Source organism: Pseudomonas fluorescens, assembly GCF_019212185.1.
Taxonomy (GTDB): domain Bacteria; phylum Pseudomonadota; class Gammaproteobacteria; order Pseudomonadales; family Pseudomonadaceae; genus Aquipseudomonas.
The window spans coordinates 1,159,861-1,184,969 of record NZ_CP078138.1 but is presented as its reverse complement, the minus strand read 5'-3'; the positions used below and the strand labels follow the sequence as shown (position 1 = coordinate 1,184,969).

The following is a 25,109-nucleotide window of genomic DNA, read 5'->3' as shown; positions in this document are numbered from 1 at the left end:
CATCTGCAGACATGACCGAACCATGGAAAAGCCGCGCCCTACCGCCGACAGCACCGGCAAACAGAAAGTCCGCTCGGCCGAGGTCGGCACCGACATCCTCAAGGCGCTTGCCGAGTTGTCACCGTCGACCTCGCTGTCGCGCCTGGCCGAACATGTGCAGATGCCCGCGAGCAAGGTCCACCGCTACCTGCAGGCGCTGATTGCCAGCGGCTTTGCCGAGCAGAACGCGGCGACCAACCACTACGGCCTCGGTCGTGAGGCGTTGCGCGTCGGCCTGGCTGCGCTGAACAGCATGGACGTGCTGAAAGTCGCCACCCTGCCCCTCTCGGAGTTGCGCGACGAACTGAATGAAACCTGCTTCCTTGCGGTCTGGGGCAATCAGGGCGCCACCGTGGTGCACATCGAACCGGCGGTGCGCGCCGTGACGGTGGTCACTCAGTTGGGCTCGGTGCTGCCACTGCTCAGCTCATCCACCGGACTGGTGTTCGGCGCCTACCTGCCGCATCGCGAAACCGACGAACTGCGGGAACAGGAAGTCGCCGCTTCAGCGCCCCATCCATTGGCCAGTGCACAGGCCTACGCGAGCCTGTGTGAACAGATTCGTGAACGCGGCCTGCACCATGTGCATGGTTTGCTGATGCCCGGCGTGGATGCGCTGTCGGCGCCGGTGTTCAACGCCGTCGGACAGATCGCTGCAGTGCTGACCATCGTCGGCCCGGCCTCGTTGTTTCACGCCGACGAAAACGGTCCGGCAGCCCGGCGCCTGCTGGCGGCGGCCCGGGCAGTGAGCTGGCGCATGGGCCACGACGGCATCGCCAGCCAGGGCTGATCTCAGGCGAAGAACCCGAGCGCCTTGGCCTTGGCCACCGCCTGGGTACGCCGCTCCACCGCGAGCTTGCCGTTGATGCGCCGGGCGTGGGTCTTGACGGTATGCAGGGAAATGAACAAGTGCTCGGCGATCTGCAGATTGGAGTTGCCCTGGGCAATCAACTGCAGCACCTCCATCTCGCGCTGACTCAGCGGGTTGTCGCCGCGACAGGCCTGGTTCGATGCCGGCACCGGCTGAACGGCCGCGAATAAACCCGGCACTTGCCGCTGCAAGGCGTTCAGCGGTTGCTGCAGGTGACAGCGCTCGGCCAGTTGTCGAGCCTCCTGCAACGCTTGCCGTGCCTCAAGTGGACGCTCCAGCAGCCAGGTCACCTGCGCGATGATCAGCAGCAATTCCACCTCCAGCCCGAGCATTGCCGATTGCCGGGCTTCTTGCAGCAGCGTCTGAAGCTGGGCCAAAGGTTGGCTCGCCTGCTTGAGCTGCACCTCGGCCAACACCCGCAGATAGCGCAGGCGCGGGATCAGTTCGAGAGTCGCCGGCGGGGCTTGCCGGGCCTGTGCCCCGTGGAAGTGACGCAGCACTCGGGTCAGCGCCTCGAGGGCCAGTTCGGCACGCCCTTGCTGCAGCCAGAAGTCGCTGCTGACCTGTAACAGGACGCCACGGTAGACCGTTTCGGGAATATGCCGGCGCTGCATCATCCGCTCGGCATCACGCAGGTAAACGAAAGCCTGGGCGAAATCGCTGCGATTGGCCGCAACTTCTGCCAGCCCCAGATAGCCGTACAGCACCCGCTTGTCATGGCTGCGCAGACACTCTTGAAGTCCCGCCTCGAAAAACTCGGCGGCCTCGTCGTCCTGCCCCAGACTCAAGGCCAACCGGCCGCGGCGCAGGGCGATCCGTCCCAGCAGCGGCGTCGCTGAACCGGCCTGGCGGGCCAGCAACTGCTGGATCCCATCCAGCAGGTTTTGCGCTCGATGGGGGGCACCACGCTGCTCGAGGATTTGCGCGTGGTCGAGCTCCAGCAGCCCTTCGAACAACAACGCCCCCTGGGCGCGCGCCAGGCACAGTGCATCCCGGTTCAAGCCTTGGGCAACCTCCAGTTCGCCACACAGCAAGGCTTGTTGAGTCAGCCCCGACAAACACAGCAAGCGCGCCGGCCAGGCGTGAGTCGGCAACGCCTCCAGCGCCTCGATGAAGTGCTCACGCGCCGGCGCCATCCGCCCTTGCAGGTGCAGCAGCCAGCCCTGTTGCGCCTGCCAGCGTGCAACCAGTTCGTGCTGGGTATCAGCCGTGGGTTGCGGGGAAAATCGGGCCATGTGCTCGATGCACGCCGCGGCTTCCTCGAAGCGTCCGGCAAACAACAAGGCGGCGGTCACCAGGCCGATCAGGTGGGCACTGCACAGCAACAGATCGGCGCCCTGCTGTTCGTACAGATGCAACAGCAGGACAGCGTTGCGCTGCTCGAATAGCTGCTCGAAGCCGAAATGCTGCAGCAGACTGATCGCCATCTCGAACGCTTCGGCCTGCAGCGCCTGGTCGAACGCTGCCTGCCAATCCTGCTGGGCGACGAACCACTGGCAAGCCCGTCGATGCCAGGAGCGTCCGGCTTCCCAACCATCGTCGCGGACCAGTTGCGCCAGTGGCGGGAATACTTGCAACCAGTCATCCGATTGCTCCCAGGGTTCGATGAAACACCCCCGTTCCTGCAAGGCGCGCAGCCATTGCCCGCCCTCGCCCGCGCCGAACAAGTGCTCGCACAGGCCCAGGTTGAATCGCGGCAGGTGCGCCAGCACGCGCCAGGCCTGGGCCAGTTCCGGCGACAGACTGCTGAACAATTCATGGTGCAGATAATCGAGCATGATTGCCGAGCGACCGCTCTTCAGTTCATCGGCACTGCGGCCATTGCTGTCCTGCAAGGCCACCCTGACGCACGCGCACCAGCCACCGCTGCGCTGGAAGATCCGCTCGCAGGCATTGGCACACAGGTCATGGGGCAGTTGCGCGATCAACTGCTGGATCTCGCCACGATTGAAGGCCAGCTCGCTCGCCGCCCCCTCGTACAAGTCGTCGTCGAGCAACAGGCGGGGCCAATTGCAGTGTGGTCGCCGCCGACCAGCCAGCCACCAGGTGAGCGCCGGGCTGCTGGCGCTCAACAGGCGATCGAGCAAGGCGTCCAGTTCAGGTGCCGGAACTCGGCAGTAGTCGTCGATAAACAACCAGGCCGGGGTCGTCAGCTGCGCCAGGCTGGCCAGCAACTGTACTTCGTCCTGTGCCTCCAGCCCCAGCGTCTGGGCCAGCGCGCTACACAATTGCTCCGGACTTTGCGCAATGCCATGCAGCGCCAGCCAGAGCACCGTGCACCCTGCGGGAGCTTGCGCCAGGCACTCGGCGAACAGCGCGCTCTTGCCGCTGCCTGCCGGGGCACAGAGTAATTTCACCCGCGCCGACGAGTTCAGCAGCGGCTGCGCCAGGCGCGCGCGATTGACGTGCAAGGCCGACAAACGTGGCACCGATCCCGGGCGATCCAGACAGCGTGTCATGGCAGTCATTGCAGCGGACCTTTTTATAGTTGTGCCGCCACCCTAGCCCTCAACCGTGGCCTTGTTGAGAAAGATTCAGCAGGCTGATCGAGTGCCATAAAAAATGGCGACCGGTGGGTCGCCATTTGTCCTGCCAGCCACGTGAGCGATGCCACTGTTGAATCTGTGGGAGCAGCCCGGGCGGCGCTCCCACAGGGGTTTAAAGCTAGCCACAAATATCCCGGCCTGAACCGGGAACACGAGGCTTAACGCACCCCCTCCGCCCGCAGCGCCGCCGGCGTGTAATCCGCAGCCCTGGCCTCGAAGCCGTATATGAAACTGCGCTTCTCTTCGTTTTTCATCCCCAGGGCGATGTAGCGGCCGGCAATGATGTCGTACAGCGCTTCCAGGGTGTAGGCCGGGTTCTGGTGGTCGTAGTAGAACTGCGCGTGACCTTCGGCGACGCGCCACAGTTGCCCGCGCCCGTCGTAGTGATCGGCCAGCGCCACTTGCCAGCTGTCCTCGTCGAGGTACATGTGCCGCTTGGCATAGATGTGCCGCTCGCTCGGCTTGACCGTGCCAATCACTTCCCAGACCCGGTGCAGTTCATAGCGGGTCAGGTCCTGGTTGATGTGCCCGGCCTTGACCACGTCGTCGTACTTCAGGCTCGGCGAATCGAGCTTGTAGCTGTTGTACGGGATGTACATTTCCTTCTTGCCGATCAGCTTCCAGTCATAGCGATCCGGCGCACCGGAAAACATGTCGAAGTTGTCTGAGGTGCGCAGTCCGTCCGCCGCCGTGCCCGGCCCGTCATAGGCCACTTGTGGCGCGCGACGCACCCGGCGTTGGCCGGCGTTGTAGATCCAGGCCAGGCGCGGTTCCTTGACCTGGTCAAGGGTCTCATGGACCAGCAGCACATTACCGGCCAGGCGCGCCGGGGCGGTCACCGACTGCTTGAAGAAGGTCAGTACGTTGGCGGCTTTTTCCGGATCCAGGTCCTTGATCAGTTGCGGCACGGCGATTTCTTCTTCGAAGCGGATCGGCGTGTAGGCGCCGTTAGTCTGCGGGGTCACCTGGGTGATGATGCGCTTGAGGTTGCCGCCGTGATAACGGGTGATGTGGTTCCACAACACCTCGACGCCGTTCTTCGGAATCGGGAAGGCGTAGTAGCGATTGCCGGTGAAGTTGGCCAGGCCGTTACCGTCGTTGATGCTGGTTACATTCAGCGCGCTGCGCTTGGCCGACTCGTAGATTTCCGGCGGCAGCGCCACACTGCGGTGAGTCGGGTAGACCGGGATTTTGTAGGTCTCGGGGTAGCGCTTGAACATCGCCACCTGGCCCTCGGAAAGCTTGTCCTTGTATTGGTTGACGTTGGCCGCGGTGATGGTAAACAGGGGTTTCTCGCTGGCGAACGGATCGGCGAGGAAGCCCTTGCTGTCCACCGCCCCGGCATTTTTCGGCAGACCACCCGTCCAGGCCGGGATCGAGCCGTCAGCGTTGCCGGCCTTTTCCGCACCCAGTGGGGTCAGGCTGGTGCCGAGCTTGTTGGCTTCTTCCGGCGACACTGCCGCCATCACGTTGGCCGCCAGCAGGGTCAAGGCCAGGGCACCGCATTGCAGAATCATCTTGCGCATAAGGTCATCCTTTTCAGCCAGATCAGAAGTTCACGCCGAAGCTCAGGGCCAGGAAATCGCGGTCTTCAAGGGTGTTGTAGTCGCCACCAAAAAAGTCGGTGTAGCTGAGGCTCGCGGTGTAGGTGTTGCGGTAGTCGGCATCGACGCCGACGCTGACCGCCTTGGAGCCTTCGTTGAACAAACCGTTGGGGCCATAACCGGCGACGTCGTGGGACGAGGACAGGTTGGGCTTGAGGTTGATCCCGCCGATCACGTTGGCGTAATCGAGGATCGCCCGGGCGCGGTAGCCCCAGGAGGTGGAGGTCACGAAGCCATCGGTGTCGCCACCAAAACCGTACTGGCCGTAAACCGAGTCACGCCCGTAACGCAGTTTGCTGCGCGACTCCAGACCACCGACCCGCACCACCGCCGCCTCACCCACCAGGGTCAGGCGCTGGGCACCCATGACCTGGTCGAAAAAGTGCGTCAGGGTGCTTTGCACCTGGGTCACTTCCTTGCGGCGGTAGCCCTTGTTGTCGGCTCCTGGCGTGGTGCTGATCGGCGACAAGGCGCCGCCGGCAATCGGGTTGAGCAGGGCCAGAGTCAAGTCATTGGTGCTGACCTGAACCGGGGCATTGGGCCGGTAGCTGATTTCACCGGTCCAGGCGGTGCCGGTGGGCAAGGTGGTGGAGAAGCTCGCGCCATACAGGCGAATGTCCTCCGGGTAGTCGAGGTAGTACTGGCCGCGACCGAGCATCACGCTCTGCGCCAGCGCCGAGCCGGTGCCGGGGGCAATCGCGTTGGCCGTGCCGACGATGCCAGGCAACGCCGAGAGCGTCGACAGCCCTGCGGTCACCGTGCCGACCGTGGGCGTACGACTGTGGTAATTCATGAAGTACAGGCCGTACTCGGTGTCATCGCCAAGCCAGCGCAACGCGGTGCCCCACTGCCCCGAATCGCGCGCGTCACGGTCGCCACCACGGGGTACCACCACGCCTTCCGAGGTCACTTCGAAACCCTGGCCAAAGGCTGCGGCAATCGGCTGCAGCGGACGGATCGCCGGGCTGGCGACCGTGTAATTGTTGACGCAGCCGTCGGCGACCACGTCGTTGCCGAAGAAGGTCCCACAGTTATCCACAACGGTCTGGTCCCACTCCAACTGATAGAAGCCCTCGACCGTCAAGCGGTCAGTCAGGCTCTGGGTGGCGAACAGCATGTTGACCGGAATCAGGCCTTCCTTGATCTCGGAGCCCGGACGGCGGAACGCGGACACGTCTATCGGGTTGATGCTGTTGATCGAGTTGCCGATGAAGGTACTTTCCCCCCAACTGACCACTTGCTTGCCGGCGCGCACGGTGCCTGGCAGGTCGGCAATCGAGTAGTTGTGATAAACGAACGCGTCGAGGATCTGCCCACCGGAAGATTTCGCGCCTTCCTTGCGATTGTGGTCGCTGATGTCTTTGAATGGCCGGCTCTCGTCCTTGAGTTCGAAGTCGTACCAGTATTTGCCGCGGACAAATACACCGCTGTCGCCGTACTTCAGTTGCAGGTCATGGACCCCCTTGAAGATCTTCGAAAAAGTTTCACCCTTGCTGAAGTTCAGGCGGCCGTCGTCACCCGTCGATGACTGCCCGGAGCCGCCGTTGACCGTGCCCACCAGCGCGTTGTCGGCGTCGCGCATGCCCCAGCTCGCGCCGATCGACAGCGAGGAGTCGAACGTGCCCTCGATTTCCCCCAGATTGAAATCAACCGCCTGCGCCTGGGCGCAGAAGCCCAAGGCCACCGCCACGGCGAGCGCGTGCGGCGTGAAGATGGCGCGCATTGTTGTTTTTGTCATGCGTCTTCCCCGGTGAGTGACTGAAGGCCACACCCTACTGCCGCCCATCAGGGTCGATAAGCGCACCAAGGAGGTATTCGCGGTGTCGCTCCAAAGAGTGAATGCCCGTAGCGGGCGTGGCTTTGCGCCGGGTATGGATTGGCTGGATGGAGGGGCATCAATCAAACCGATGATCCGGCCGACTGTTGCCGATGACGTAACAGTGCATGTCGCGAATCGCTATTTTTCCTTTGGCGATAAGGACTTAAGCTTTACTGGTGGTCGCGGCAAGTTGCCCCGCCAGCCGATTTCGATGGGTTGCACGCTGATTGTTCAATTCGTCTCCCGCTGTTCACTGACGTTGATTTGTAGCTCCTTGATCCAACGTCTTACTTTGGCCGCTGCCTGTGCAGCGGCCTTTTTTATGGAAAAATTTACTCAGTTACGCGGCGATGTTGTCCTACATAACTTGCAGAAAGACACGACAACTCAATACTGACCGGGTTGCTACCTTCCGATAGTTGGTGACGTGCCACTCACCACTCAACTAACGAAAGGGAATTCAACCATGTTCGCAATCAACGCTCAGTATCGTGCCAAGGCCGTCAATCAACGTATCCGCTTCCTGGTCTTCCATTACACCGCCGCCAACTTTTCCAGTTCGATCATCGCCCTCACCGGCCCTGCCGTCAGCGCTCACTATCTGATTCCGGACACCGGAGACGATAGCTATCGGCAAGCCGGATTTCGTGACCTGGAAATTTTCAAACTGGCTGATGAACAACAACGCACCTGGCATGCCGGCGTCAGCCAGTGGGCTGGACGCAGTAATCTCAACGACACGTCCATTGGTATCGAGATCGTCAATGTGGCCATCGACAATGGCGGCCAATTTACCTTCCCGCGCTATGAACCCAATCAGATCGCCGCCATCGAGCAACTGGCGAAGGACATTCTCAAACGCTACCCGGACATCGGCCCACGCAACGTCGTCGGCCACTCGGACATTTCCATCGGGCGTAAAAGTGACCCCGGCGCCGCCTTCCCCTGGCATGCGCTGTACCTCAAGGGCATCGGTGCCTGGTTCGACGACGCCTGCCGCGACCGCTACCTGGCGCAATACCGGCAATCCGGCTTGCCGGATCGAGCGACTTTGCTCAAGCGCTTCAAGGACTATGGCTATGACACGTCAGGGGCGACTACCGAGGCTGGGTTCAAACAGTTGGTGCGCGGGTTTCAATTGCACTTTCGCGCGGAGAAATATGACGGGGTAATGGATGCGGAAACGGCGGCGCGTCTGGAGGCGTTGGTGAGCAAATACGTGAGTTGAGCACGACGCACTATTTGCCGCAAAAAAACAAACTTAATCACTGCAAACTCAGTGATTAAGTTTTAGTTATATTCAGCAAAACCTATTGTAAGAACCCGCGAACAAATTACGAAATATCTCTAACCATTCCCGAAAACATACGAAATTCATTGATATTTCGCACAACTCTCTGCGCCCAAGCAACATGAAATTCTCTGTAACCTTAAAAACGAAAAAGCCGCCCCACTAAACCGTGACTGAGCACACCGCAAATAGCTCGAACGAGAGAAATGAATACATGAGTTATCAACAAGGAACGTTGTATCTGCCCGCTACTTATATCGGAGCCCAACCCTCCCCGGGCAAGGATGAAATAGGGGGAGGCTTCGGCAACAACTCTGGCCCCAGATTTTCGCCGTCGCCAGGCGCCATGGAACCTCTCCACAAGCATCTGACGAAGCTGACAGCTGACGCACTGGATGCAACGGTTGAAACGGTCCTTCAGGAGCACGAGGTCAAACTCCAAACCCTCGCCCAAACAATCGAAGATGACCTTGCGGCGGTTCGCACCGAAGGCACAACCCACCCCTTGCCTCCCGTTCAAGCGATTCAACGGGAGCTACAGGTTCGCAATACCCTGCTGCTGCGCAAAACCGCCGAATACCACGTTCAAACCGCCCTTGCCAACGCGTTTTACGGCGCAGACCCTATAGGTCGAACGGACTTTTTCGCCAAAGCCAAAAGATTCGCCGCTGTACAGACACCTAATGGACAAGCTGTCGAGCAATGGACTCGATCGTACAAAGCAGCATGGTCAGCACGCCTGCTTCAAGAAACCATCCAACGTTTGAATCAGCAGCAGATTGCGGTACAGAACTTTCTTGCAGCCGTACAAACGGACGAACAGGCGCGACTGATTTCGGAGCAGGAAGCTCAACGGGTGGCTGCGGAGTTGGCGCGTATGGCAGCAGAGGCTGAAGCACGGCGCATCGTCGTTGAACAGCAGGTGGCCAACGAACAGCGCCTTGCCGCTGAACAGGCAGAAGCCCAAGCCCGGGAGCAAGCTCGACTTGCAGCGCTGGCAGAGACTCAGCGACTGGCCAACGAACAGGCCGAATTAGCCGCTGCAGCCGCCGCGCAGCAGTTAGCCGCAGAACAGGCTCGCCTTGAACTGCTGGCACAAGCGCAACGCCAAGCCGAGACACTGCGCCTGGAAAGAGAGCATCAGGAAGCGCAAAAACGCCTACAGGAGCAGACTCATCAGCAATCACCCACCTTCGCTCAATCGGGCGCGATGTCGGCAGTGGGTCCGGTTTTTACCACCACGGCAGGCAGCGTCCTTGCCAACCCTGTTACGACCCTCGCACTGCAAAATGCACTGCGCACCGCAGTGTCCGGTGCACTCACCGCACTTGCCACCTCGGCAACGCCGATTATCGCCGGCTTCGCCGCACTCCTCGCGCCTTCGCCATTGGGTAATAGCGACCTTTACTCGCTGAGTGTTCCGCTGTCCGACCTGAACCCCGGACTGCCCAACAACCTGCACGAAGCTGCGGCAGCTCAAGGGCACATCACATTGAAGGTGGCACTGGGTTCGAGCACAACGGGCAATCAAACCCAGTTCGTTGTCGCGACTACCGACGGTGTATCCGTGCCTGCCGATGTGCCGGTGCGACTTGCGCAGTTTGATTCGGAGAAAAACCTCTACGTTTCGACCGGTACCGGTCCGCAGTCCATCACGCTGACCTGGACACCTCTGGTCGACGTGCCGGGGGTAGTGACTGCCTTTCCTGTCGCCGAAACAGACCCGCAGATTTACCAAGGCGCCATCGCCACCCCGGCACAAGGACAGGTCGATGAGTTCCCGCAACTGGATCTATACAACTTCGGCGGATTCATCACCGTATTCCCAAGCGATTCCGGTATCCCGCCGATCTACACAATGTTCAGGGACCGACGGAACGAGCCGGGTGTCGCAAGCGGCAGTGGACAGGAGGTGTCCGGCGCATGGTTGGGAACAGCATCACAGCCGGCAGGCGCGGCGGTGCCATCGCAGATTGCAGCTCAGCTAAAAGGGCGGGAGTTCAAAACGTTTCGGGCTTTTCGAGAGGCTTTTTGGAAAGCGATAGCTGAAGATGCATTACTGAGAGACCAATTTACTAGGCTTAACAAAATCGGTATGAGTGAGGGGCACTCTCCTTTTGCCCCTCCGTCTGAGCAAGTGGGAAGGCGGACAAAATTCGAGATCCATCACGTCGAACAGATCAGTGGAGGGGGCCAGGTTTACGATATGGACAATCTTCGCCTGCTAACACCCAAGCAGCACATCGAAACCCACTCAAACAAGGGAGGGCAGTGAAATGCAATTCAAACAGAAACTTGAAGAGTACACAGAAGCCGAATACCTGGGCCTTATAGAACGCTTGTTCCAGGGGGGCTTTTCGTCCGAAGAAGAGCGCGACTCATTTGTTGAAAACATCGCGAGAACTTCCGAGCACCCTTACGGAAACGGCGTTTTGTACTACCCGGAAGAAGGCGTAGAAGACAGTCCCGCCGGCGTACTCAACGCGATAAAAACCTGGCGTGCAGCCAACAACAAACCGGGCTTCAAAGCCGACGATCTATCGTAAAAAACATCGAGCGCAAGCCCTCCCTTGCGCTCGATCCAGGCCCCCGCTTACAACGCATACTTCTGCAAATTACCCATCATCTCTTTCAACGCTTCAATGTTGTCCTTTGGATGCGCCGCGCCCTCAAAGTCGCAGATCTGTTGCCAGTGGGCGGCGACGTCTTCCGGGGAGAAGCCTTCGCGTGGATCGAAGCCGGCGCCGAGGCTGCGCTCCCAGCGCACTTTGCCCATCCAGCCGCCGCCGACCTCGAACAGACCCGAGGTTTCCTGGCAGTTTTCGCTGGCCAGGTACACCACCAGCGGGCTGACCAGTTCCGGTTTCAGTTGTTCGAAGACTTGCGGCGGGATCAGGCCTTCGGTCATGCGCGTGCCGCCGGTGGGGGCGATGGCGTTGACCAGGATGTTGTTCTTGCGGCCTTCGAGGGCCAGGGTGCGAGTCAGACCGTACAGGCCGAGTTTGGCCATGCCGTAGTTGGACTGGCCGAAGTTGCCGTAGATGCCCGAAGTGGACGCGGTGAAGATCACCCGCCCGTAGTTCTGCTCGCGCATGTGCGGCCAGGCGGCGCGGGTGACTTTGTAGGCGCCTTCGACATGGACCCGGTAAACCAGATCCCAATCACTGTCGTCCATCTTGTGGAACGTCTTGTCCCGCAGGATGCCGGCGTTGTTGACCACTACGTCGATACGGCCGAAAGCGTCGAGGGCGTGCTGGACGATTTTCTCGCCATCAGTCACCGAGTCATGGTTGGCCACGGCGGTGCCGCCCGCCTCACGGATTTCGGCGACCACCCGGTCAGCCGCCGAGGCGTTGGCGCCCTCGCCCTGGGTGGAACCGCCGAGGTCGTTGACCAACACCCTGGCCCCCTGTTTGGCGAATAACAAGGCATGGGCCCGTCCCAGGCCACCACCGGCACCGGTGACGATCACGACTTTATCTTCAAAGCGCACAGACTCATTCATTACCCAACTCCAGCAGGCCAAGGGACAGTGACCTCAGTGTCAGGCACCGGACGGGGGCCGACAATCAACTGGGCGGGGGCTGAATGGTGGGCAATAAGGTACAGGGATGATTGCGCCGTCGCGGCCGTTGCGGCCGCGACTGACGATCAAGAGCAGGCGATTTTCAGCGACGGCGAGTCCAATTGATCACGAAACGCCAGGTAATGCCGGAGCACCTGCGCCGGTGCTTCGATCTGCGGGTAATGACCGATACCGGGTAACAGCACGCTGTCGGCTTTGGGGATCAATTCCCGATAACGCTCGACCATATGACTGCCGGATACCGGATCCACTTCACCGTCAATCACCCGCATCGGCACGCCTCCCGACTGCATTGCACTGATCCAGCGGTCGCGCTGGGCACGGCGTTGCGGCACGTAGTTGATCAACTTGTGCAGCACCCGCGTGCCGCGATTGCTGTCGATCAAACTCCAGAAATCATCCAGCTCACTTTCGCTGGGGCGAGTCTGCGGGCCGAAGATCTGGCGGAAGCTCTTGACCAGCGCATCACGCGAAAAGGCGCGCCCGATCATCCAGCCCAAGGGGCTGAGCAGCAGTTTTTGCATCAACACCGGCCGATGGGTTTCGGGGAACAGGCCGCCGTTGAGGAACACGCAGCTGGCAATCTCTGCACGCGCCTCGACATGCCGGGCGAGCAATTCTTGAGCGACACTGTCGCCGTAGTCATGTGCCAGCACGTGCACCCCCTGGTCTATTCCCAGGTGCGCCAGCAATGCCTGTTGCAAGTCGGCCTGTTCCAGCAGGCAGTAGTCATGATCCTGGGGCTTGGCCGAATCGCCAAAACCGAGCATGTCGCAGGCGATCACCCGATAGTGCTGGGCCAAGGGCTGCCACAAGTAGTGCCAATCCCAACTGGCGGTAGGAAAGCCGTGGATCAACAGCAGGGGCTCACCCTGCCCGGCCACCCAATAGCGAATGGTATGACCACGGAAGACCAGACTCTGGCTGCGTTTGCGCCAGACGCATAGCGGTATCTCGGTGAGTGGCATTAGAGTCTGTACCCCGGGTCTTGTTTATCCAGCTTGCGTAGCAATGCCGGCCAGGCCAGTGCGCCGCCCATGCCTTGTGCGCTGCGGGTCACACCAGCGATCATCGCCTTGGCGCCCGCAAGGATCTGCGGCTCGATGGCAATCAGTTCAGCCCCGCCGTTCTGGGCCAGGACCTGGATGTCGCAGGCACGCTGGAAGGTGAACATCATCAGAAAGGTGTCGGCGATGCTGGCACCGCAGGTCAACAGGCCGTGGTTGTGCAGCATGAGGAAGTTGTTGTCACCGAGGTCGGCCTGCAGCCGGGCCTTTTCCTCATGATTCAGCGCAACCCCCTCGTAACCGTGATAGGCCAGGCTCGACAGCACAAACAGCGCCTGTTGGCTGATCGGCAATACGCCCTGCTTCTGCGTGGACACCGCCACGCCGGCTGCAGTGTGGGTGTGCAGCACGCAGACCACGTCGTGCCGCACTTCGTGAACCGCGCTATGGATGGTGTAGCCGGCTGGGTTGATTTCGTAGGGACTGTCCATCAGTTTGTTGCCGGCCTGATCGACCTTGACCAGGCTCGAGGCAGTGATTTCGTGAAACATCATGCCGTAGGGGTTGATCAGGAAATCTTCCGTGCCTGGCACCTTGGCCGAGATGTGCGTAAAGATCAGATCGTCCCAGCCATGGGCGGCCACCAGCCGGTAACAGGCAGCCAAGTCCACACGGGCTTGCCATTCAGCGGCGCTGACCTGGTCTTTCACGCTCTGGACGGGGGCTACGCTCACGGCAAGGACCTCGAGATTCTTATTATTTTCTGGCAGTGATCGCAGTCTAGTCAGGAGTGTTGATTAGGGTAGTTGCATTGGCAGCCAGCTTACTGACCCAACGAGTCAGTCAGCTGATAAGTCTCATATGACGTGATGCGGATCACAACCAATGGGTTAAAAGCGGCGCCGCGAACAGATTGAGCAAGCCGGTCAGAACCATCACCAGACCCGCCACCGAACCTTCTTCGCCACCCACTTCATGGGCACGGCTGACGCCAGCACCGTGGGCGCCGACGCCGAACAACGCGCCACGCGCCAGCGCACTGCGCAGCGGCAGCCACTTGAGCAGGATCCCACCGAGCATGGCCCCAAACACCCCGGTGAACATCACGAACACCGCGGTCAACTCCGGCACGCCGCCCAGGTCATGGGCCAGGGGCATGGCGAAGGGCGTAGTGATCGAGCGCGGCAGCAACGACAGGGTCACCGAGCTGTCCAGCGCCAGTGCACGAGCCAGGGCAAACGAACTGCCCATTGAAGCAGCGCTGCCCGCCAGCATGCCCAGGAGCAATGCTGGCCAATGGCGAATCAACCTCTGTCGCTGCTGCCAGATCGGCACCGCAAAGGCCACGGTGACGGGACCCAGCACGGCCATCAGCCAATGGATATTTTTTGCGTATTCGCTATAGGTCGCGTGCAGCGCAATAGCCGTGAGCAGCAGGATGGCGGGCACCAGAATCAAGGGTGACAGCAGGTAACGTCCGCTGCGTTTATAGAGCCAGCGACTGAACACCCATTGGCCAGCAATACCAGCGTGCGACTGGAAGAGTTGGCAGAGACTCCCTTTCTGCTTTATCAGCGCAGTTTCGTGCTTAATGAACGCTTGCTCCAGGCCTGCCAGCAGGTCGGCTTCACGCCCAAGGAAGGCGGCCGCAGCGGCCAGGCGGATTTTCTCGTGGCCCTGGTGGCGGCCGGTCAGGGCGTAGTGTTGCTGCCCAGGGTGGTTGCACGCGCACTGCAACGTCCAGGTGTCGCGCGCCTGGCCCTGCAGGCGCCTGACTATCTGCGCTGGGACATTACCTTTATCTGGCGGCAGGGCGCCTATCTGTCGAAAGCCGCCCAGGCCTGGCTCGCGCTGCTGCGCGAATACCCGGTCAGTCGCGTAATGCCGTGATCAGCTCATTGAGCCACGGCTCGGCATCGCTTTCCGGGGTCACGCTTTCGCTGGCATCCAGACGCAACATCGGCAGGATCTCGCGCACGCCCAATTCGCCGAACAACTCACGCATCTGTTCGCCGCCACCGCAGAAGGTATCGCCATAGCTGGCATCACCCAGACCGATCACCGCCCCGGGCAGCCCACGCAAGGCGCCCGGCAGTTGGTCACGCAGCGTCGAGTACAGTGGCTGCAAATTGTCAGGCAACTCGCCCATGCCGGTGGTAGAGGTCACGGCAAGCAAAGCCTCGGGGGCAAACGCCTGCACATCGGCAAGGCTGGCGCGCGGGTTATGCCAGCCCTCAAAACCTGCATCATTGAGTAACTTGCACGCGTGCCGGGCAACTTCTTCTGCTGTGCCGTACACCGAGCCGGAAAGGATGGCGACTTTCATCAATCTGATCCTGAAGCTGAGTCAAAGACCGGCGATCTTAACAGCTGGCAAAAAAAAACTGCGATTGAGTCTCAACGAGCACTGATGGCATGTGGACAGCCGTCGGCCATGCCTTAAAATAAATGGCACCCTTCAACCCCCAGTGGATGCCCCGATGATCAATGCGCAATTGCTGCAAATGGTGATTAATGCTTCGAACGACGGGATAGTGATTTCTGAAAAGGAAGGCGAAGACGCCATTCTGATTTACGTGAATCCGGCGTTCGAAAAGCTTACGGGTTACAGCGCTGAAGAAATTCTTTACCAGGACTGTCGTTTTCTACAGTCAGGTGATCGTGAGCAAGGGGCGCTCGATACGGTTCGTGAAACCCTTAAGAGCAATGGCTCGTGCCGCGAAATCCTGCGCAATTACCGCAAGGACGGCACACCATTCTGGAATGAGCTGTCGCTTTCCTCGGTTTACAACGAGAGCGACGGTCAGACATATTTTGTCGGCGTTCAAAAAGATGTGACCGTGCAGGTGAAGGCCCAGTTACGTGTTGCTCAGTTGGAAGCACAACTGGCTGAAGCCCAGGCGGAAATTCGCGCACTGAAGGCGACCAGCGGTCAGAACCAGTTAGCGAATTAATGGTCACTAACTACAATCACCAATAACTTTGTAACTATATCCTTCGAGCTAGCCATGCAGCGCGACGCCCTCCTGACCCAGGATGAGCTGGACTTCATCCGAACCATGCAACACAACCCGCAGCTCAACGTGCGTGATGCGACGTCGAGCCTGCTGGTTAATGGCGGTTCGCAAATCCGGGATCTGCTCACCCGTCTGGCGGCAAATGAACAAGTCACTATCCAGGCGCAATTCGAAAACCAGCAGATCACCTTCCCCCTGCACCTGGAAGAAGATGAATTTCATGCGCTGCATTTACGCTTGGGCGTGCCCAGCATTTATGAAGGTGGGCCGATGGTGCGACCCTGGCGCCTGGCACTTGAAGAGCCGGTCGCCCTGGAAAATGCCAAAGGTCAGCCAAGCGCATTGTGGGTGCACGAAATTTCGTTCAAGGGTGTCTTGTTGGAAGTGCGCAATCGCACCAAGCCGCCGAAAGGCTTTTCGCTGTGGTTCAGTCCTTCAGGGTATGAGCGCATTGCGTTGCGCGGGACCTTCGAACGGCAGAACGAGCAAGGCTTTTATGCGTACCGACTCAATCAGGGCAATACCGGCGAAACCGAGCGGTTACGCCAGTACATTCTCCAGCAGCATCGCCTGAGCCATCCCGCCCTGCACCTCTGAGCATCAAGTATCCAGCGTTCCGCCGAGAAAGTGCTGCAGACGCTGGCGCATCCCCATCCCTTCATTACCCAGGCAGCCGATCGACGAACCGGCCAGCTTGTCTTGCGCCAATTCCGAAGCCGACCCCGCCAACAGCGTTTGGCAATCCACACTCATTGCCAGGCGGTTCAAGCGCCGCATGAAATCGGAAGCGGGTGCGCGATTGGAAACCAGCACCAACGCCTGCGGCTGGATTTTTTCACAGATCAGCGTCAACTCATCAATGGGGTTACCGAGCGCCAGGACCCTGACCGTAATATCCTCACTGCTCAAATACAAGCCGGCCAGCAACAACTCCAACTCAAGACAATGCCCTTCAATCCCGGCCACTGCCACCTGCGCGGTTTTCGGTCCCCGCGCTATCATCAGGCGCTGCATCACCCGGGAACGCAGGAACGCATCAAGCATCACCCACTCACTGGCTCGAGCAAAATGATCCTTGTGCTGCAGAGCCTGACTCCAGACCGGCATGAAAATGTTCTGGAACACCACAGGCGCAGCATAGGTAGAGAACACCTGACCGTAGATGCGTGTCAGTTCAAGGTCGTCATAATTGACCATTGCTGTGCGAATCTGTCCTTGCCACTGCGCGTAATCCGCCTGAACCAACTCATCGGGAATAAAGTCCGACAACGCCTCATTGACCTGAGTCCGCGCCAGGATCTGGCCCACCTTGCCGACGGGTACACCCCGCGCAATCCAGCCGAGAATGCTGCGAATCGCACGGATATCGCTCTCGCTATAGAGCCGGTGACCACTTTCGGTGCGTGTCGGCTGAATCAAGCCGTAACGTCGCTCCCAGGCACGCAAGGTCACCGGGTTAACACCGGTCAAGCGCGCGACATCTCGGATGGGAACCAGATTCACTTGTCTGGCTGCGCGATCTTCGAGCGACAATCCGGCAGGCTCAATGATTTCAGGCATGAGAGAAAAACTCTGGAGCGATTTGGATCCTATTTTAGCGGGCAATGCTACCTCCTACACAAGTAGGCAGCACGTCCGACGAATATCGACGCTATTTTTTGCTAAAATCTGGAATATTCCTTGCTTGTCCCAAGGTGCAGCCCACTACCCCGGCGCTGCGCTGTGCACGCTTCCTACCCGGAATCACGTGCGAGTCCTACGGAGATATAAAATGTCGACCTCCCCCGTCACCCTGATGGTGGCGCGCCGCGTTGCCAGCGGGCGCTATCAAGACCTGATCGCCTGGTTACGCGAAGGCGAACAACTGGCCACCGACTTCAGCGGTTATCTCGGTTCCGGCGTGCTGGCCCCGCCGCCCGGTGATGACGAATTCCAGATTATCTTCCGCTTCGCTGATGAGCACACCCTGCATGCCTGGGAGCACTCCGCCTCGCGTACCGCATGGCTGGAACGCGGCAGCGACTTGTTTGCCCATCCCTCGGAGCACCGGGTCAGCGGCATCGACGGTTGGTTCGGCGCGGCAGATCAACGCCCTCCACGCTGGAAGCAGGCCGTGGCGATCTGGCTGGCGTTCTTCCCGGTGTCGCTGCTATTCAACTTTGTCCTGGGTCCGCTGCTCGGTGAACTGGACATGCTCGCACGGGTGTTAATCAGCACCCTGGCCCTGACACCGCTGATGGTCTATTTTTTCATTCCACTGTCGACCCGCTTGCTGGCCAACTGGCTGCACCGTGCACCTGCACGGTCAATGCCGGCCGAAGTTGCACCGCAAAATCACTGACTCCAGCCTTTGAGGTAACCGGCTCGCGGCACTGGTATAGTTTTGCCCTACCTGCGAAGCGAGCCGTCCATGACCTCCTCCCCTGCCCCGATCCTGATCACCGGCGCCAGCCAGCGCGTCGGCCTGCACTGCGCGCAGCGCCTGCTGGAAGACGGCCATTCGGTGATCATCAGCTATCGCACCGAGCGCCCGGGCGTGCAGACCTTGCGTGAACAGGGGGCCATCACCTTGTATGCGGATTTTTCCTGCGAAACCGGAATTATCGCGTTCATCGATGAACTCAAGCGCCATACACCCTGCCTGCGCGCCATTGTGCATAACGCTTCGGCATGGATTGCGGAAACACCTGACAACGAAGCAGCCGCCTTCGCACAGATGGTCAACGTCCACATGCTCGCGCCCTACCTGATCAATTTGCACTGCGCCGCGCTGCTGCAGCGCTCAAGCCCGGCCGACATCGTTCACATCAGCGACGATGTGACCCGCAAGGGCAGCAGCAAGCACATTGCTTACTGCGCCAGCAAAGCCGGGTTAGACAGCCTGACCCTGTCGTTCGCCGCTCGTTATGCGCCGGCAATCAAGGTCAACGGCATCGCCCCGGCCCTGCTACTGTTCAATGCTGACGACGACGCGGCCTACCGCGCCAAGGCCCTGGCCAAGTCGGCGCTGGGCTTCGAGCCCGGCAGCGAGGTCGTCTACCAGAGCCTGCGCTATCTGCTGGACAACCCCTATGTCACGGGCACCACCCTCACCGTCAACGGCGGCCGGCACGTCAAGTAAGCCGACTCGCGAGGAAACAGCATGAGCTCGACCCTGCCCCAGCAGTACCGCGAGATCCTCATTGGCCTGGGTGAGAACCCCGATCGCGAGGGGCTGCTCGACACGCCAGTACGCGCGGCGAAGGCCATGCAGTACCTGTGTCATGGTTATGGGCAAAGCGTCGAAGAGATCGTCAACGGTGCATTGTTCGCCTCTGACAACGATGAAATGGTGATCGTCGACAACATCGAACTCTACTCACTCTGCGAACATCACCTGCTGCCCTTCATCGGCAAGGCCCATGTAGCTTATATTCCTACAGGCAAGGTGCTGGGCCTGTCGAAGATCGCCAGAATCGTCGACATGTTCGCGCGGCGCCTGCAGATCCAGGAAAACCTCACCCGGCAGATCGCCGAGGCGGTGCAAGGTGTCACCAACGCCGCCGGCGTAGCCGTAGTGATCGAGGCCCGGCACATGTGCATGATGATGCGCGGCGTCGAGAAACAGAATTCGACCATGAACACCTCGGTGATGCTCGGCGCCTTCCGCGACTCGAGCAACACGCGCCAGGAGTTCCTGCAATTGATTGGACGGAGCAAGTAGCAATGCCACAACTTCAACCGGGAATGGCCCGGATCCGGGTAAAAGACCTGTGTTTGCGGACCTTCATTGGCATCAATGAGGACGAAATCCTCAACAAGCAGGATGTGCTGATCAACCTGACCATCCTCTACGCAGCCCAGGAAGCAGTGCGCGATAATGACATCGACCACGCGCTGAACTATCGCACCATCACCAAGGCAATCATCGCCCATGTCGAGGGCAACCGTTTTGCCCTGCTCGAACGCATGACCCAGGAATTGCTCGACCTGGTCATGGCCAACCAGAGCGTGTTGTACGCCGAAGTTGAAGTCGACAAACCTCACGCCTTGCGCTTTGCCGAGTCGGTTTCGATTACGCTCGCGGCGAGCCGCTGAGCTTGGAGCTATAGCCCTCAAGCTTTAAGCTAGTAGCCACCGCCACCCATCTTGCAGCTTCAAGCTTGAAGCTTGCCGCTGTCCCAGGGACTCCCCATGACACCCCAAGAACAACTGGAACTCGAAGCCGCCGCCTTTCGCCGGCTGGTCGCCCACCTGGACAGCCGCAAGGATGTGCAGAATATCGACCTGATGAACCTCTCCGGCTTCTGCCGCAACTGCCTGTCCAAGTGGTACAAGGCCGCAGCTGACGAGCGCCAGATCGAGGTCAGCCTCGATGATGCCCGCGAAGTCGTCTATGGCATGCCGTACGCCGAGTGGAAAGCCCAATACCAGCAAGAAGCCAGCGCCGAACAACAGGCGGCGTTCGCCAAAGGAAAAACCCATGACTGACCTGAACACCCTGCGCGCCAGCCTCAACAACGGCGAACATGCATTTGCCGATACCTTGGCGTTTATCGCTGCAGGCTACGATTACCAGCCACAAGCCTTCAACAACGGCGGCGTGGAAAACGCCGCCGGCCAGAACGAAGGCTCATGCAAGACTCTGGGCCTGGCCCTGCTCGAAGGCCTGAGCGATAAAGAGGCCCTGCTGGCGTTCGGCGAACACTACCGCTCGGTACTGGCGACGCCAGAAGGCACCGACCACGGCAACATCCGCGCGCTGATTGCCCACGGACTGGCCGGTGTGAAGTTCACCACCCAGCCCCTGACTCGCCGCTGAGCCCTGAATCGCGGACAAGAAAAAACCGGCCAAGGCCGGTTTTTTCTTTCGCTCAGACTCAAGCGTTCTTCAGGTTATCCAGATAACGCTCGGCATCCAGTGCGGCCATGCAGCCGGCGCCAGCCGAGGTGATTGCCTGACGGTAAACGTGGTCAGCCACGTCACCGGCAGCAAAGATACCTTCGATGCTGGTGGCAGTAGCATTGCCATCACGGCCGCCCTGCACAACCAGATAACCGTCTTTCAAAGTCAACTGACCTTCAAACAGCGAAGTGTTCGGCGTGTGGCCGATGGCGATGAACACGCCGTCGACTTTCAGCTCGTCGAAGCTGCCATCGTTGTTTTTCAGGCGCGCACCGGTCACACCCATGTTGTCGCCCAGCACTTCATCCAAATTGGCGTTGAGCTTGAGGATGATCTTGCCTTCAGCCACACGAGCGTTGAGCTTGTCGATCAGGATCTTCTCGGCGCGGAAGGTTTCACGGCGATGAACCAGGGTCACGGTGCTAGCGATGTTGGCCAGGTACAGCGCCTCTTCCACCGCGGTGTTGCCACCACCGACCACGGCCACTGGCTTGTTGCGATAGAAGAAACCGTCGCAGGTGGCGCAGGCGGAAACGCCCTTGCCCATGAAGGCCTCTTCCGACGGCAGGCCCAGATAACGCGCGCTGGCGCCGGTGGCGATGATCAGTGCGTCGCAGGTGTAAGTGCCGCTGTCACCGGTCAAGGTGTAAGGCTTGGCAGCGAAGTCGACGGCGTTGATGTGGTCGAAGACGATTTCAGTCTCGAAGCGCTCGGCGTGCTCTTTCATCCGCTCCATCAGCGCCGGGCCGGTCAAGCCATGGACGTCGCCCGGCCAGTTATCGACTTCGGTGGTGGTGGTCAGCTGACCGCCTGCCTGCATGCCGGTGATCAGCAGCGGCTTGAGGTTGGCGCGGGCAGCATAGACCGCAGCGCTGTAACCGGCAGGGCCGGAACCGAGAATAATTACACGCGAATGACGTACATCAGACATGACTCACTCCTGTCGACCGGCCGCTGTTAACGGGCGCGGATTGCCGGATTGCCGGCTGGAATAAAAAAGGACCGTGCCTGCACTTGGGGAAGCGCTGTAGTAGGACAGCCCTGAAAAATAATGGGTGCAGCGTATCGAGGAGGCGAAGATTAAGGAAATACGGATTAACAATCCAGCTCATAGGCGGTCTCTATGTGCTGGAGGTCGAATTCACGGCGCCTTTGTTACAGTTAATGTCGATCCCGCTGCCGTGCTTTCGCCTGCTGGGCAAAGCCGGTAAGGTCGGCGCGTTTTCCCATTGCCCGGAGCACCCTATGCCCGCCCCTGTTCTGTCCGGCCCGCAATATCTGCGCGAAGGCCTGAAGCTGGTCCTGAGTCCCGGCCTGCGTCTGTTCGTGCTATTGCCGCTGGTCATCAACCTGTTGCTGTTCGTCGGATTGATCTACCTGGCCGGTCATCAGTTCAGCCTGTGGGTCGATACGCTGATGCCATCGCTGCCTGACTGGCTGAGCTTCCTCAGTTATGTGCTGTGGCCACTGTTCGTGGTGCTGGTGCTGCTGATGGTGTTCTTCACGTTCACCATGCTCGCCAACATCATCGCTGCACCGTTCAACGGCTTTCTCGCGGAAAAAGTCGAAGTGGTGGTGCGTGGCACCGATGACTTCCCCGCCTTCAGCTGGGGTGAACTGGTGGCCATGGTCCCACGCACCTTGGCTCGCGAGATGCGCAAACTGGGGTACTTTCTGCCCAGGGCGCTGGCGCTGTTCATCCTGTCGTTCATCCCGGTGGTCAACCTGATCGCCGCGCCGCTGTGGCTGATCTTCGGCGTGTGGATGATGGCGATCCAGTACATCGACTACCCGGCAGACAACCACAAACTGGGCTGGAACGAGATGCTCGCCTGGCTGCGGGAAAAACGCTGGCAGAGCATGAGCTTTGGCGGCAGCGTGTACCTGGTGCTGCTGATTCCGGTGGTGAACATCCTGATGATGCCGGCGGCCGTGGCCGGGGCCACGCTGTTCTGGGTGCGTGAGCGTGGGGCGGAGAATCTGGTCGCTCGCCAGCGCTGAGTCGGTCACCTATTCGTCATCACCTCGTCACAATGACGACATGGCCTCAGCCGACACTGAGGTCATGACGACAGCCCTGCATATCACCCTGATCACAGAAACCTTTCCACCGGAAATCAACGGCGTGGCCAACACTCTGGGCCGCCTGTGCGATGGCTTGCGCGCGCGGGGACACCAGGTAGAGTTGGTCCGCCCGCGCCAGGATTGCGACCAACAAGCCACCAGCGACGATGCCGTTTTGCTGTGCCGAGGCTGGCCACTGCCGGGCTACCCCGGTCTGCAGTGGGGCCAGTCGTCGATGCACAAGTTGCTGCGGCGCTGGAAACGTCAGCGTCCGGACGTGCTGTACATCGCCACTGAAGGGCCATTGGGCCTGTCTGCGTTGCGCGCCGCACGGCGCCTGGGAATCGCCGTGGTCAGCGGCTTTCACACCAACTTCCAGCAGTACTCCAGTCAATATGGCTTCGGTTTGCTGACGCGCCTGCTGACCCACTATTTGCGCTGGTTCCACAATCGCTCGGCCCTGACCCTGGTGCCCAGCGCGAGCCAGCAACTGGAACTGGAACGGCGGCATTTCGAGCGCCTGTCGCTGCTGTCCCGAGGTGTCGATAGTCAGTTGTTCCATCCGGCCAAACGGCTGGCGTCGTTGCGGGAAAGTTGGGGGCTTGGCGCTGACGATATCGCAGTGATCCACGTCGGCAGACTGGCACCGGAGAAGAATCTGGGGTTGCTCAAACGCTGTTACGAGCACCTGCTCGCGAGTTATCCACAACGGCGGATGAAGCTGATTGTGGTGGGCGATGGTCCGCAACGGGCGGCGCTGGAGGAAGAACTGCCAGAGGCAATCTTCTGTGGTTCACAACGTGGCGAAGCGCTGGCTTGCCACTACGCCTCGGGGGATGTGTTTGTGTTCCCCAGCCTGACCGAAACTTTTGGCAATGTGGTGCTTGAGGCGCTGGCCTCAGGCTTGGGCGTGGTGGCCTACGATCAGGCCGCCGCCGCGCAGCACATCCGCCATGGCTACAACGGGGTGTTGGCGATGCCGGGTGATGAAGAAGCTTTTTGCGACGCCGCCAGTTGGATGCTGGAACAAGCGGAAACCCTGCGCTGCATCCGCCTCAATGCCCGCCAGCACGCCAGCCGTCAGGGCTGGGCGGCGATCATCGAGCAGTTCGAGGGGCAGTTGCGCGGCGCCTGCCAGGGCCCCGCGCCAACGTCCGTTGAGACGCCGCTTACACCAGTGTCATCAACGCTTCGCGACTGAATGGCAGAATCTCGCCTTCGCGTCCGTCACGGACTTTCTGTGCCCAATCCGGGTCGACCAGCAGCGCACGCCCCACCGCCACCAGATCGAACTCGTCCTTGTTCAGGCGCTCCAGCAGGTTTTCCAGGCTAGCCGGTTGCGCGACTTTGTCGGTGTTGACCATGAACTGCAGGAACTCGCCGTCCAGACCAACGCTACCAACGGTGATGGTCGGTTTGCCGGTCAGCACGCGAGTCCAGCCAGCGAGGTTGAGGTCAGATCCTTCGAATTCCGGCTCCCAGAAACGCCGTGTCGAGCAATGGAAAATGTCCACACCGGCGTCGGACAACGGCTTGAGGAATTCACCCAGTGCCTCGGACGTCTGCACCAGTCGCGCGCTGTAGTCCTGCTGCTTCCACTGTGAGAAACGGAAAATGATCGGGAAACCTTCGCCCACCGCAGCGCGCACCGCCTGGATCAGCTCAATGGCAAAGCGCGAGCGGTTGGCCAGGCTGCCGCCGTATTCATCGGTACGCTGGTTGCTCTGCTCCCAGAAAAACTGGTCAATCAAATAACCGTGGGCACCGTGGATTTCCACGCCGTCCATGCCGACGCTTTGCGCATCCTTGGCCGCCTGGGCGAAGGCCGCGATGACGTCCTGGATATCCTGATGGGTCATGCCGTGCACCACGACCTGCCCGTCCTTGAGTTTTTCCGACGGGCCGTAGCCTGGAACGCTGGCGTCCGGCTCAGTGCCTATGCGTCGCACATTACCGACATGCCAGAGTTGCGGGACGATCTTGCCGCCTTCGGCATGCACCGCGTCGACGACTTTCTTCCAGCCGGCCAGAGCCGCTTCGCCATAGAACTGCGGAACGTTCGGGTAGCCATTGGCTGCCTTGTGACCCACCGTAGTGCCTTCAGTGATGATCAAACCCACGCCAGCCGCCGCACGACGACGGTAATACTCGATCACTTTGGAATTCGGCACGCCACCCGGGGAAAACGAACGGGTCATCGGCGCCATGACCACACGGGTAGGCAGCTCAAGATTGGCGAGGTGGAAAGGTTTGAACAAGGCTTGAACAGGCATGCGGCACTCCACAGGGACGCGAGGTTTATGACGAGCATAATATGGAGCGATGAATGCTTTGGGTAGCACTATTGATTTGAATGATTAAGGTTTAAAACGAAGGGAGA

General features: G+C 60.1%; 26 protein-coding genes and 1 pseudogene. 16 read left to right on the top strand and 11 right to left on the bottom strand.

All coding sequences use genetic code 11. From position 1 onward, the window contains the following. Positions 1-22: 22 nt before the first annotated feature. On the top strand, positions 23-829 hold the full coding sequence (locus KW062_RS05085; protein WP_027618573.1) for an IclR family transcriptional regulator: 807 nt from the start codon (positions 23-25) through the stop codon (positions 827-829). 2 nt (positions 830-831) lie between these two features. Here KW062_RS05085 and KW062_RS05080 read toward each other — a convergent pair whose 3' ends face one another. The 3 genes from KW062_RS05080 to KW062_RS05070 form a co-directional block, all read right to left on the bottom strand. Beyond that, positions 832-3,378 (bottom strand): LuxR C-terminal-related transcriptional regulator, encoded by a 2,547-nt coding sequence (locus KW062_RS05080; RefSeq protein WP_105755087.1) that lies wholly within the window; start codon positions 3,376-3,378, stop codon positions 832-834. A gap of 236 nt (positions 3,379-3,614) precedes the next feature. Then, positions 3,615-4,982, bottom strand: a complete 1,368-nt coding sequence (locus KW062_RS05075; protein ID WP_105755086.1) for a DUF1329 domain-containing protein — start codon at positions 4,980-4,982, stop codon at positions 3,615-3,617. A 22-nt stretch (positions 4,983-5,004) separates the two neighbouring features. Further along, complete coding sequence (locus KW062_RS05070) at positions 5,005-6,798, bottom strand: DUF1302 domain-containing protein (protein ID WP_105755085.1); 1,794 nt, start codon at positions 6,796-6,798, stop codon at positions 5,005-5,007. Positions 6,799-6,880: 82 nt separating this feature from the next. Here KW062_RS05070 and KW062_RS05065 point away from each other — a divergent pair, with 82 nt between their 5' ends. From KW062_RS05065 to KW062_RS05050, 4 genes are all read left to right on the top strand, one after another. Then, positions 6,881-7,276, top strand: coding sequence for a hypothetical protein (locus KW062_RS05065; RefSeq protein WP_105755084.1), 396 nt, complete (start codon positions 6,881-6,883; stop codon positions 7,274-7,276). A 69-nt stretch (positions 7,277-7,345) separates the two neighbouring features. Next, positions 7,346-8,107 (top strand): N-acetylmuramoyl-L-alanine amidase, encoded by a 762-nt coding sequence (locus KW062_RS05060; RefSeq protein ID WP_027618568.1) that lies wholly within the window; start codon positions 7,346-7,348, stop codon positions 8,105-8,107. A gap of 277 nt (positions 8,108-8,384) precedes the next feature. Continuing rightward, positions 8,385-10,445, top strand: coding sequence for an S-type pyocin domain-containing protein (locus tag KW062_RS05055; protein ID WP_256350889.1), 2,061 nt, complete (start codon positions 8,385-8,387; stop codon positions 10,443-10,445). 1 nt (position 10,446) lies between these two features. Continuing rightward, complete coding sequence (locus KW062_RS05050) at positions 10,447-10,716, top strand: bacteriocin immunity protein (protein ID WP_105755083.1); 270 nt, start codon at positions 10,447-10,449, stop codon at positions 10,714-10,716. A gap of 47 nt (positions 10,717-10,763) precedes the next feature. Here KW062_RS05050 and KW062_RS05045 read toward each other — a convergent pair whose 3' ends face one another. From KW062_RS05045 to KW062_RS05030, 4 genes are all read right to left on the bottom strand, one after another. Next, a complete protein-coding gene (locus tag KW062_RS05045; protein WP_105755082.1) occupies positions 10,764-11,675 on the bottom strand; it encodes an SDR family oxidoreductase in 912 nt (303 codons plus the stop codon). Positions 11,676-11,821: 146 nt separating this feature from the next. Continuing rightward, positions 11,822-12,724 carry an alpha/beta fold hydrolase gene (locus tag KW062_RS05040; RefSeq protein WP_027618565.1) on the bottom strand — a complete coding sequence of 301 codons (903 nt, stop codon included), beginning with the start codon at positions 12,722-12,724 and terminating at the stop codon, positions 11,822-11,824. Then, positions 12,724-13,497, bottom strand: a complete 774-nt coding sequence (locus KW062_RS05035; protein WP_105755081.1) for a class II aldolase/adducin family protein — start codon at positions 13,495-13,497, stop codon at positions 12,724-12,726. Before KW062_RS05035 ends, KW062_RS05040 begins: the two co-directional genes overlap by 1 nt. Before the next feature lie 142 nt (positions 13,498-13,639). After that, complete coding sequence (locus KW062_RS05030) at positions 13,640-14,287, bottom strand: LrgB family protein (protein ID WP_105755103.1); 648 nt, start codon at positions 14,285-14,287, stop codon at positions 13,640-13,642. Between KW062_RS05030 and KW062_RS05025 the strand changes: the two are divergent. Beyond that, positions 14,267-14,653, top strand: a pseudogene (locus tag KW062_RS05025) (LysR substrate-binding domain-containing protein); the annotation flags it as partial. The gene KW062_RS05030 and the pseudogene KW062_RS05025 overlap by 21 nt on opposite strands. Here KW062_RS05025 and KW062_RS05020 read toward each other — a convergent pair. Next, the gene (locus tag KW062_RS05020) at positions 14,634-15,089 is read right to left on the bottom strand and encodes a flavodoxin (protein ID WP_105755080.1); all 456 of its coding nucleotides are present in this window, start codon (positions 15,087-15,089) and stop codon (positions 14,634-14,636) included. The pseudogene KW062_RS05025 and the gene KW062_RS05020 sit on opposite strands and share 20 nt — an antisense overlap. Positions 15,090-15,243: 154 nt before the next feature. Between KW062_RS05020 and KW062_RS05015 the strand changes: the two genes are divergently transcribed. Next, positions 15,244-15,717 (top strand): PAS domain-containing protein, encoded by a 474-nt coding sequence (locus KW062_RS05015; protein ID WP_027618561.1) that lies wholly within the window; start codon positions 15,244-15,246, stop codon positions 15,715-15,717. A 54-nt stretch (positions 15,718-15,771) separates the two neighbouring features. Continuing rightward, the gene (locus KW062_RS05010) at positions 15,772-16,377 is read left to right on the top strand and encodes a hypothetical protein (RefSeq protein WP_027618560.1); all 606 of its coding nucleotides are present in this window, start codon (positions 15,772-15,774) and stop codon (positions 16,375-16,377) included. Positions 16,378-16,380: 3 nt separating this feature from the next. Here KW062_RS05010 and KW062_RS05005 read toward each other — a convergent pair whose 3' ends face one another. Further along, positions 16,381-17,340 (bottom strand): MerR family transcriptional regulator, encoded by a 960-nt coding sequence (locus KW062_RS05005; RefSeq protein WP_105755079.1) that lies wholly within the window; start codon positions 17,338-17,340, stop codon positions 16,381-16,383. A gap of 211 nt (positions 17,341-17,551) precedes the next feature. Between KW062_RS05005 and KW062_RS05000 the strand changes: the two genes are divergently transcribed. The 6 genes from KW062_RS05000 to KW062_RS04975 all read left to right on the top strand — a co-directional run bounded on the left by KW062_RS05000 (position 17,552) and on the right by KW062_RS04975 (position 20,581). After that, positions 17,552-18,121, top strand: coding sequence for an antibiotic biosynthesis monooxygenase (locus tag KW062_RS05000; RefSeq protein ID WP_027618558.1), 570 nt, complete (start codon positions 17,552-17,554; stop codon positions 18,119-18,121). Positions 18,122-18,190: 69 nt separating this feature from the next. Beyond that, the gene (gene folM / locus KW062_RS04995) at positions 18,191-18,901 is read left to right on the top strand and encodes a dihydromonapterin reductase (protein ID WP_105755078.1); all 711 of its coding nucleotides are present in this window, start codon (positions 18,191-18,193) and stop codon (positions 18,899-18,901) included. A 21-nt stretch (positions 18,902-18,922) separates the two neighbouring features. Further along, on the top strand, positions 18,923-19,483 hold the full coding sequence (gene folE / locus KW062_RS04990) for a GTP cyclohydrolase I FolE (protein WP_027618556.1): 561 nt from the start codon (positions 18,923-18,925) through the stop codon (positions 19,481-19,483). A gap of 2 nt (positions 19,484-19,485) precedes the next feature. After that, entirely contained in the window at positions 19,486-19,857 is a 372-nt protein-coding gene (gene folX, locus KW062_RS04985; RefSeq protein ID WP_027618555.1) for a dihydroneopterin triphosphate 2'-epimerase, read from the top strand. Between the two features lie 96 nt (positions 19,858-19,953). Next, positions 19,954-20,250 (top strand): DUF1244 domain-containing protein, encoded by a 297-nt coding sequence (locus KW062_RS04980; RefSeq protein WP_027618554.1) that lies wholly within the window; start codon positions 19,954-19,956, stop codon positions 20,248-20,250. Next, positions 20,243-20,581: a HopJ type III effector protein gene (locus KW062_RS04975; protein WP_027618553.1), complete on the top strand. Its 339-nt coding sequence runs from the start codon at positions 20,243-20,245 to the stop codon at positions 20,579-20,581. The genes KW062_RS04980 and KW062_RS04975 overlap by 8 nt, the downstream gene beginning before the upstream one ends. Before the next feature lie 58 nt (positions 20,582-20,639). On the opposite strand, the gene trxB is transcribed toward KW062_RS04975, so the two are convergent. Beyond that, entirely contained in the window at positions 20,640-21,596 is a 957-nt protein-coding gene (trxB, locus tag KW062_RS04970; RefSeq protein ID WP_027618551.1) for a thioredoxin-disulfide reductase, read from the bottom strand. A gap of 314 nt (positions 21,597-21,910) precedes the next feature. Here trxB and cysZ point away from each other — a divergent pair, with 314 nt between their 5' ends. Further along, a complete protein-coding gene (cysZ, locus tag KW062_RS04965; RefSeq protein ID WP_105755102.1) occupies positions 21,911-22,666 on the top strand; it encodes a sulfate transporter CysZ in 756 nt (251 codons plus the stop codon). Positions 22,667-22,706: 40 nt separating this feature from the next. After that, on the top strand, positions 22,707-23,930 hold the full coding sequence (locus KW062_RS04960; RefSeq protein ID WP_105755077.1) for a glycosyltransferase family 4 protein: 1,224 nt from the start codon (positions 22,707-22,709) through the stop codon (positions 23,928-23,930). Here KW062_RS04960 and KW062_RS04955 read toward each other — a convergent pair. After that, positions 23,899-25,002, bottom strand: a complete 1,104-nt coding sequence (locus KW062_RS04955) for an NADH:flavin oxidoreductase (RefSeq protein WP_027618549.1) — start codon at positions 25,000-25,002, stop codon at positions 23,899-23,901. The genes KW062_RS04960 and KW062_RS04955 overlap by 32 nt on opposite strands. Positions 25,003-25,109: the final 107 nt, after the last annotated feature.

What these genes read in the sequence shown, in the direction of transcription:
- KW062_RS05085 (WP_027618573.1), top strand. Translation starts at nt 23, where the DNA reads ATGGAAAAGCCGCGCCCTACCGCCGACAGCACCGGCAAACAGAAAGTC.
- KW062_RS05080 (WP_105755087.1), bottom strand. Translation starts at nt 3,378, where the DNA reads ATGACTGCCATGACACGCTGTCTGGATCGCCCGGGATCGGTGCCACGT.
- KW062_RS05075 (WP_105755086.1), bottom strand. Translation starts at nt 4,982, where the DNA reads ATGCGCAAGATGATTCTGCAATGCGGTGCCCTGGCCTTGACCCTGCTG.
- KW062_RS05070 (WP_105755085.1), bottom strand. Translation starts at nt 6,798, where the DNA reads ATGACAAAAACAACAATGCGCGCCATCTTCACGCCGCACGCGCTCGCC.
- KW062_RS05060 (WP_027618568.1), top strand. Translation starts at nt 7,346, where the DNA reads ATGTTCGCAATCAACGCTCAGTATCGTGCCAAGGCCGTCAATCAACGT.
- KW062_RS05055 (WP_256350889.1), top strand. Translation starts at nt 8,385, where the DNA reads ATGAGTTATCAACAAGGAACGTTGTATCTGCCCGCTACTTATATCGGA.
- KW062_RS05050 (WP_105755083.1), top strand. Translation starts at nt 10,447, where the DNA reads ATGCAATTCAAACAGAAACTTGAAGAGTACACAGAAGCCGAATACCTG.
- KW062_RS05045 (WP_105755082.1), bottom strand. Translation starts at nt 11,675, where the DNA reads ATGAATGAGTCTGTGCGCTTTGAAGATAAAGTCGTGATCGTCACCGGT.
- KW062_RS05040 (WP_027618565.1), bottom strand. Translation starts at nt 12,724, where the DNA reads ATGCCACTCACCGAGATACCGCTATGCGTCTGGCGCAAACGCAGCCAG.
- KW062_RS05020 (WP_105755080.1), bottom strand. Translation starts at nt 15,089, where the DNA reads ATGAAAGTCGCCATCCTTTCCGGCTCGGTGTACGGCACAGCAGAAGAA.
- KW062_RS05015 (WP_027618561.1), top strand. Translation starts at nt 15,244, where the DNA reads ATGATCAATGCGCAATTGCTGCAAATGGTGATTAATGCTTCGAACGAC.
- KW062_RS05010 (WP_027618560.1), top strand. Translation starts at nt 15,772, where the DNA reads ATGCAGCGCGACGCCCTCCTGACCCAGGATGAGCTGGACTTCATCCGA.
- KW062_RS05005 (WP_105755079.1), bottom strand. Translation starts at nt 17,340, where the DNA reads ATGCCTGAAATCATTGAGCCTGCCGGATTGTCGCTCGAAGATCGCGCA.
- KW062_RS05000 (WP_027618558.1), top strand. Translation starts at nt 17,552, where the DNA reads ATGTCGACCTCCCCCGTCACCCTGATGGTGGCGCGCCGCGTTGCCAGC.
- folM (WP_105755078.1), top strand. Translation starts at nt 18,191, where the DNA reads ATGACCTCCTCCCCTGCCCCGATCCTGATCACCGGCGCCAGCCAGCGC.
- folE (WP_027618556.1), top strand. Translation starts at nt 18,923, where the DNA reads ATGAGCTCGACCCTGCCCCAGCAGTACCGCGAGATCCTCATTGGCCTG.
- folX (WP_027618555.1), top strand. Translation starts at nt 19,486, where the DNA reads ATGCCACAACTTCAACCGGGAATGGCCCGGATCCGGGTAAAAGACCTG.
- KW062_RS04980 (WP_027618554.1), top strand. Translation starts at nt 19,954, where the DNA reads ATGACACCCCAAGAACAACTGGAACTCGAAGCCGCCGCCTTTCGCCGG.
- KW062_RS04975 (WP_027618553.1), top strand. Translation starts at nt 20,243, where the DNA reads ATGACTGACCTGAACACCCTGCGCGCCAGCCTCAACAACGGCGAACAT.
- trxB (WP_027618551.1), bottom strand. Translation starts at nt 21,596, where the DNA reads ATGTCTGATGTACGTCATTCGCGTGTAATTATTCTCGGTTCCGGCCCT.
- cysZ (WP_105755102.1), top strand. Translation starts at nt 21,911, where the DNA reads ATGCCCGCCCCTGTTCTGTCCGGCCCGCAATATCTGCGCGAAGGCCTG.
- KW062_RS04960 (WP_105755077.1), top strand. Translation starts at nt 22,707, where the DNA reads ATGGCCTCAGCCGACACTGAGGTCATGACGACAGCCCTGCATATCACC.
- KW062_RS04955 (WP_027618549.1), bottom strand. Translation starts at nt 25,002, where the DNA reads ATGCCTGTTCAAGCCTTGTTCAAACCTTTCCACCTCGCCAATCTTGAG.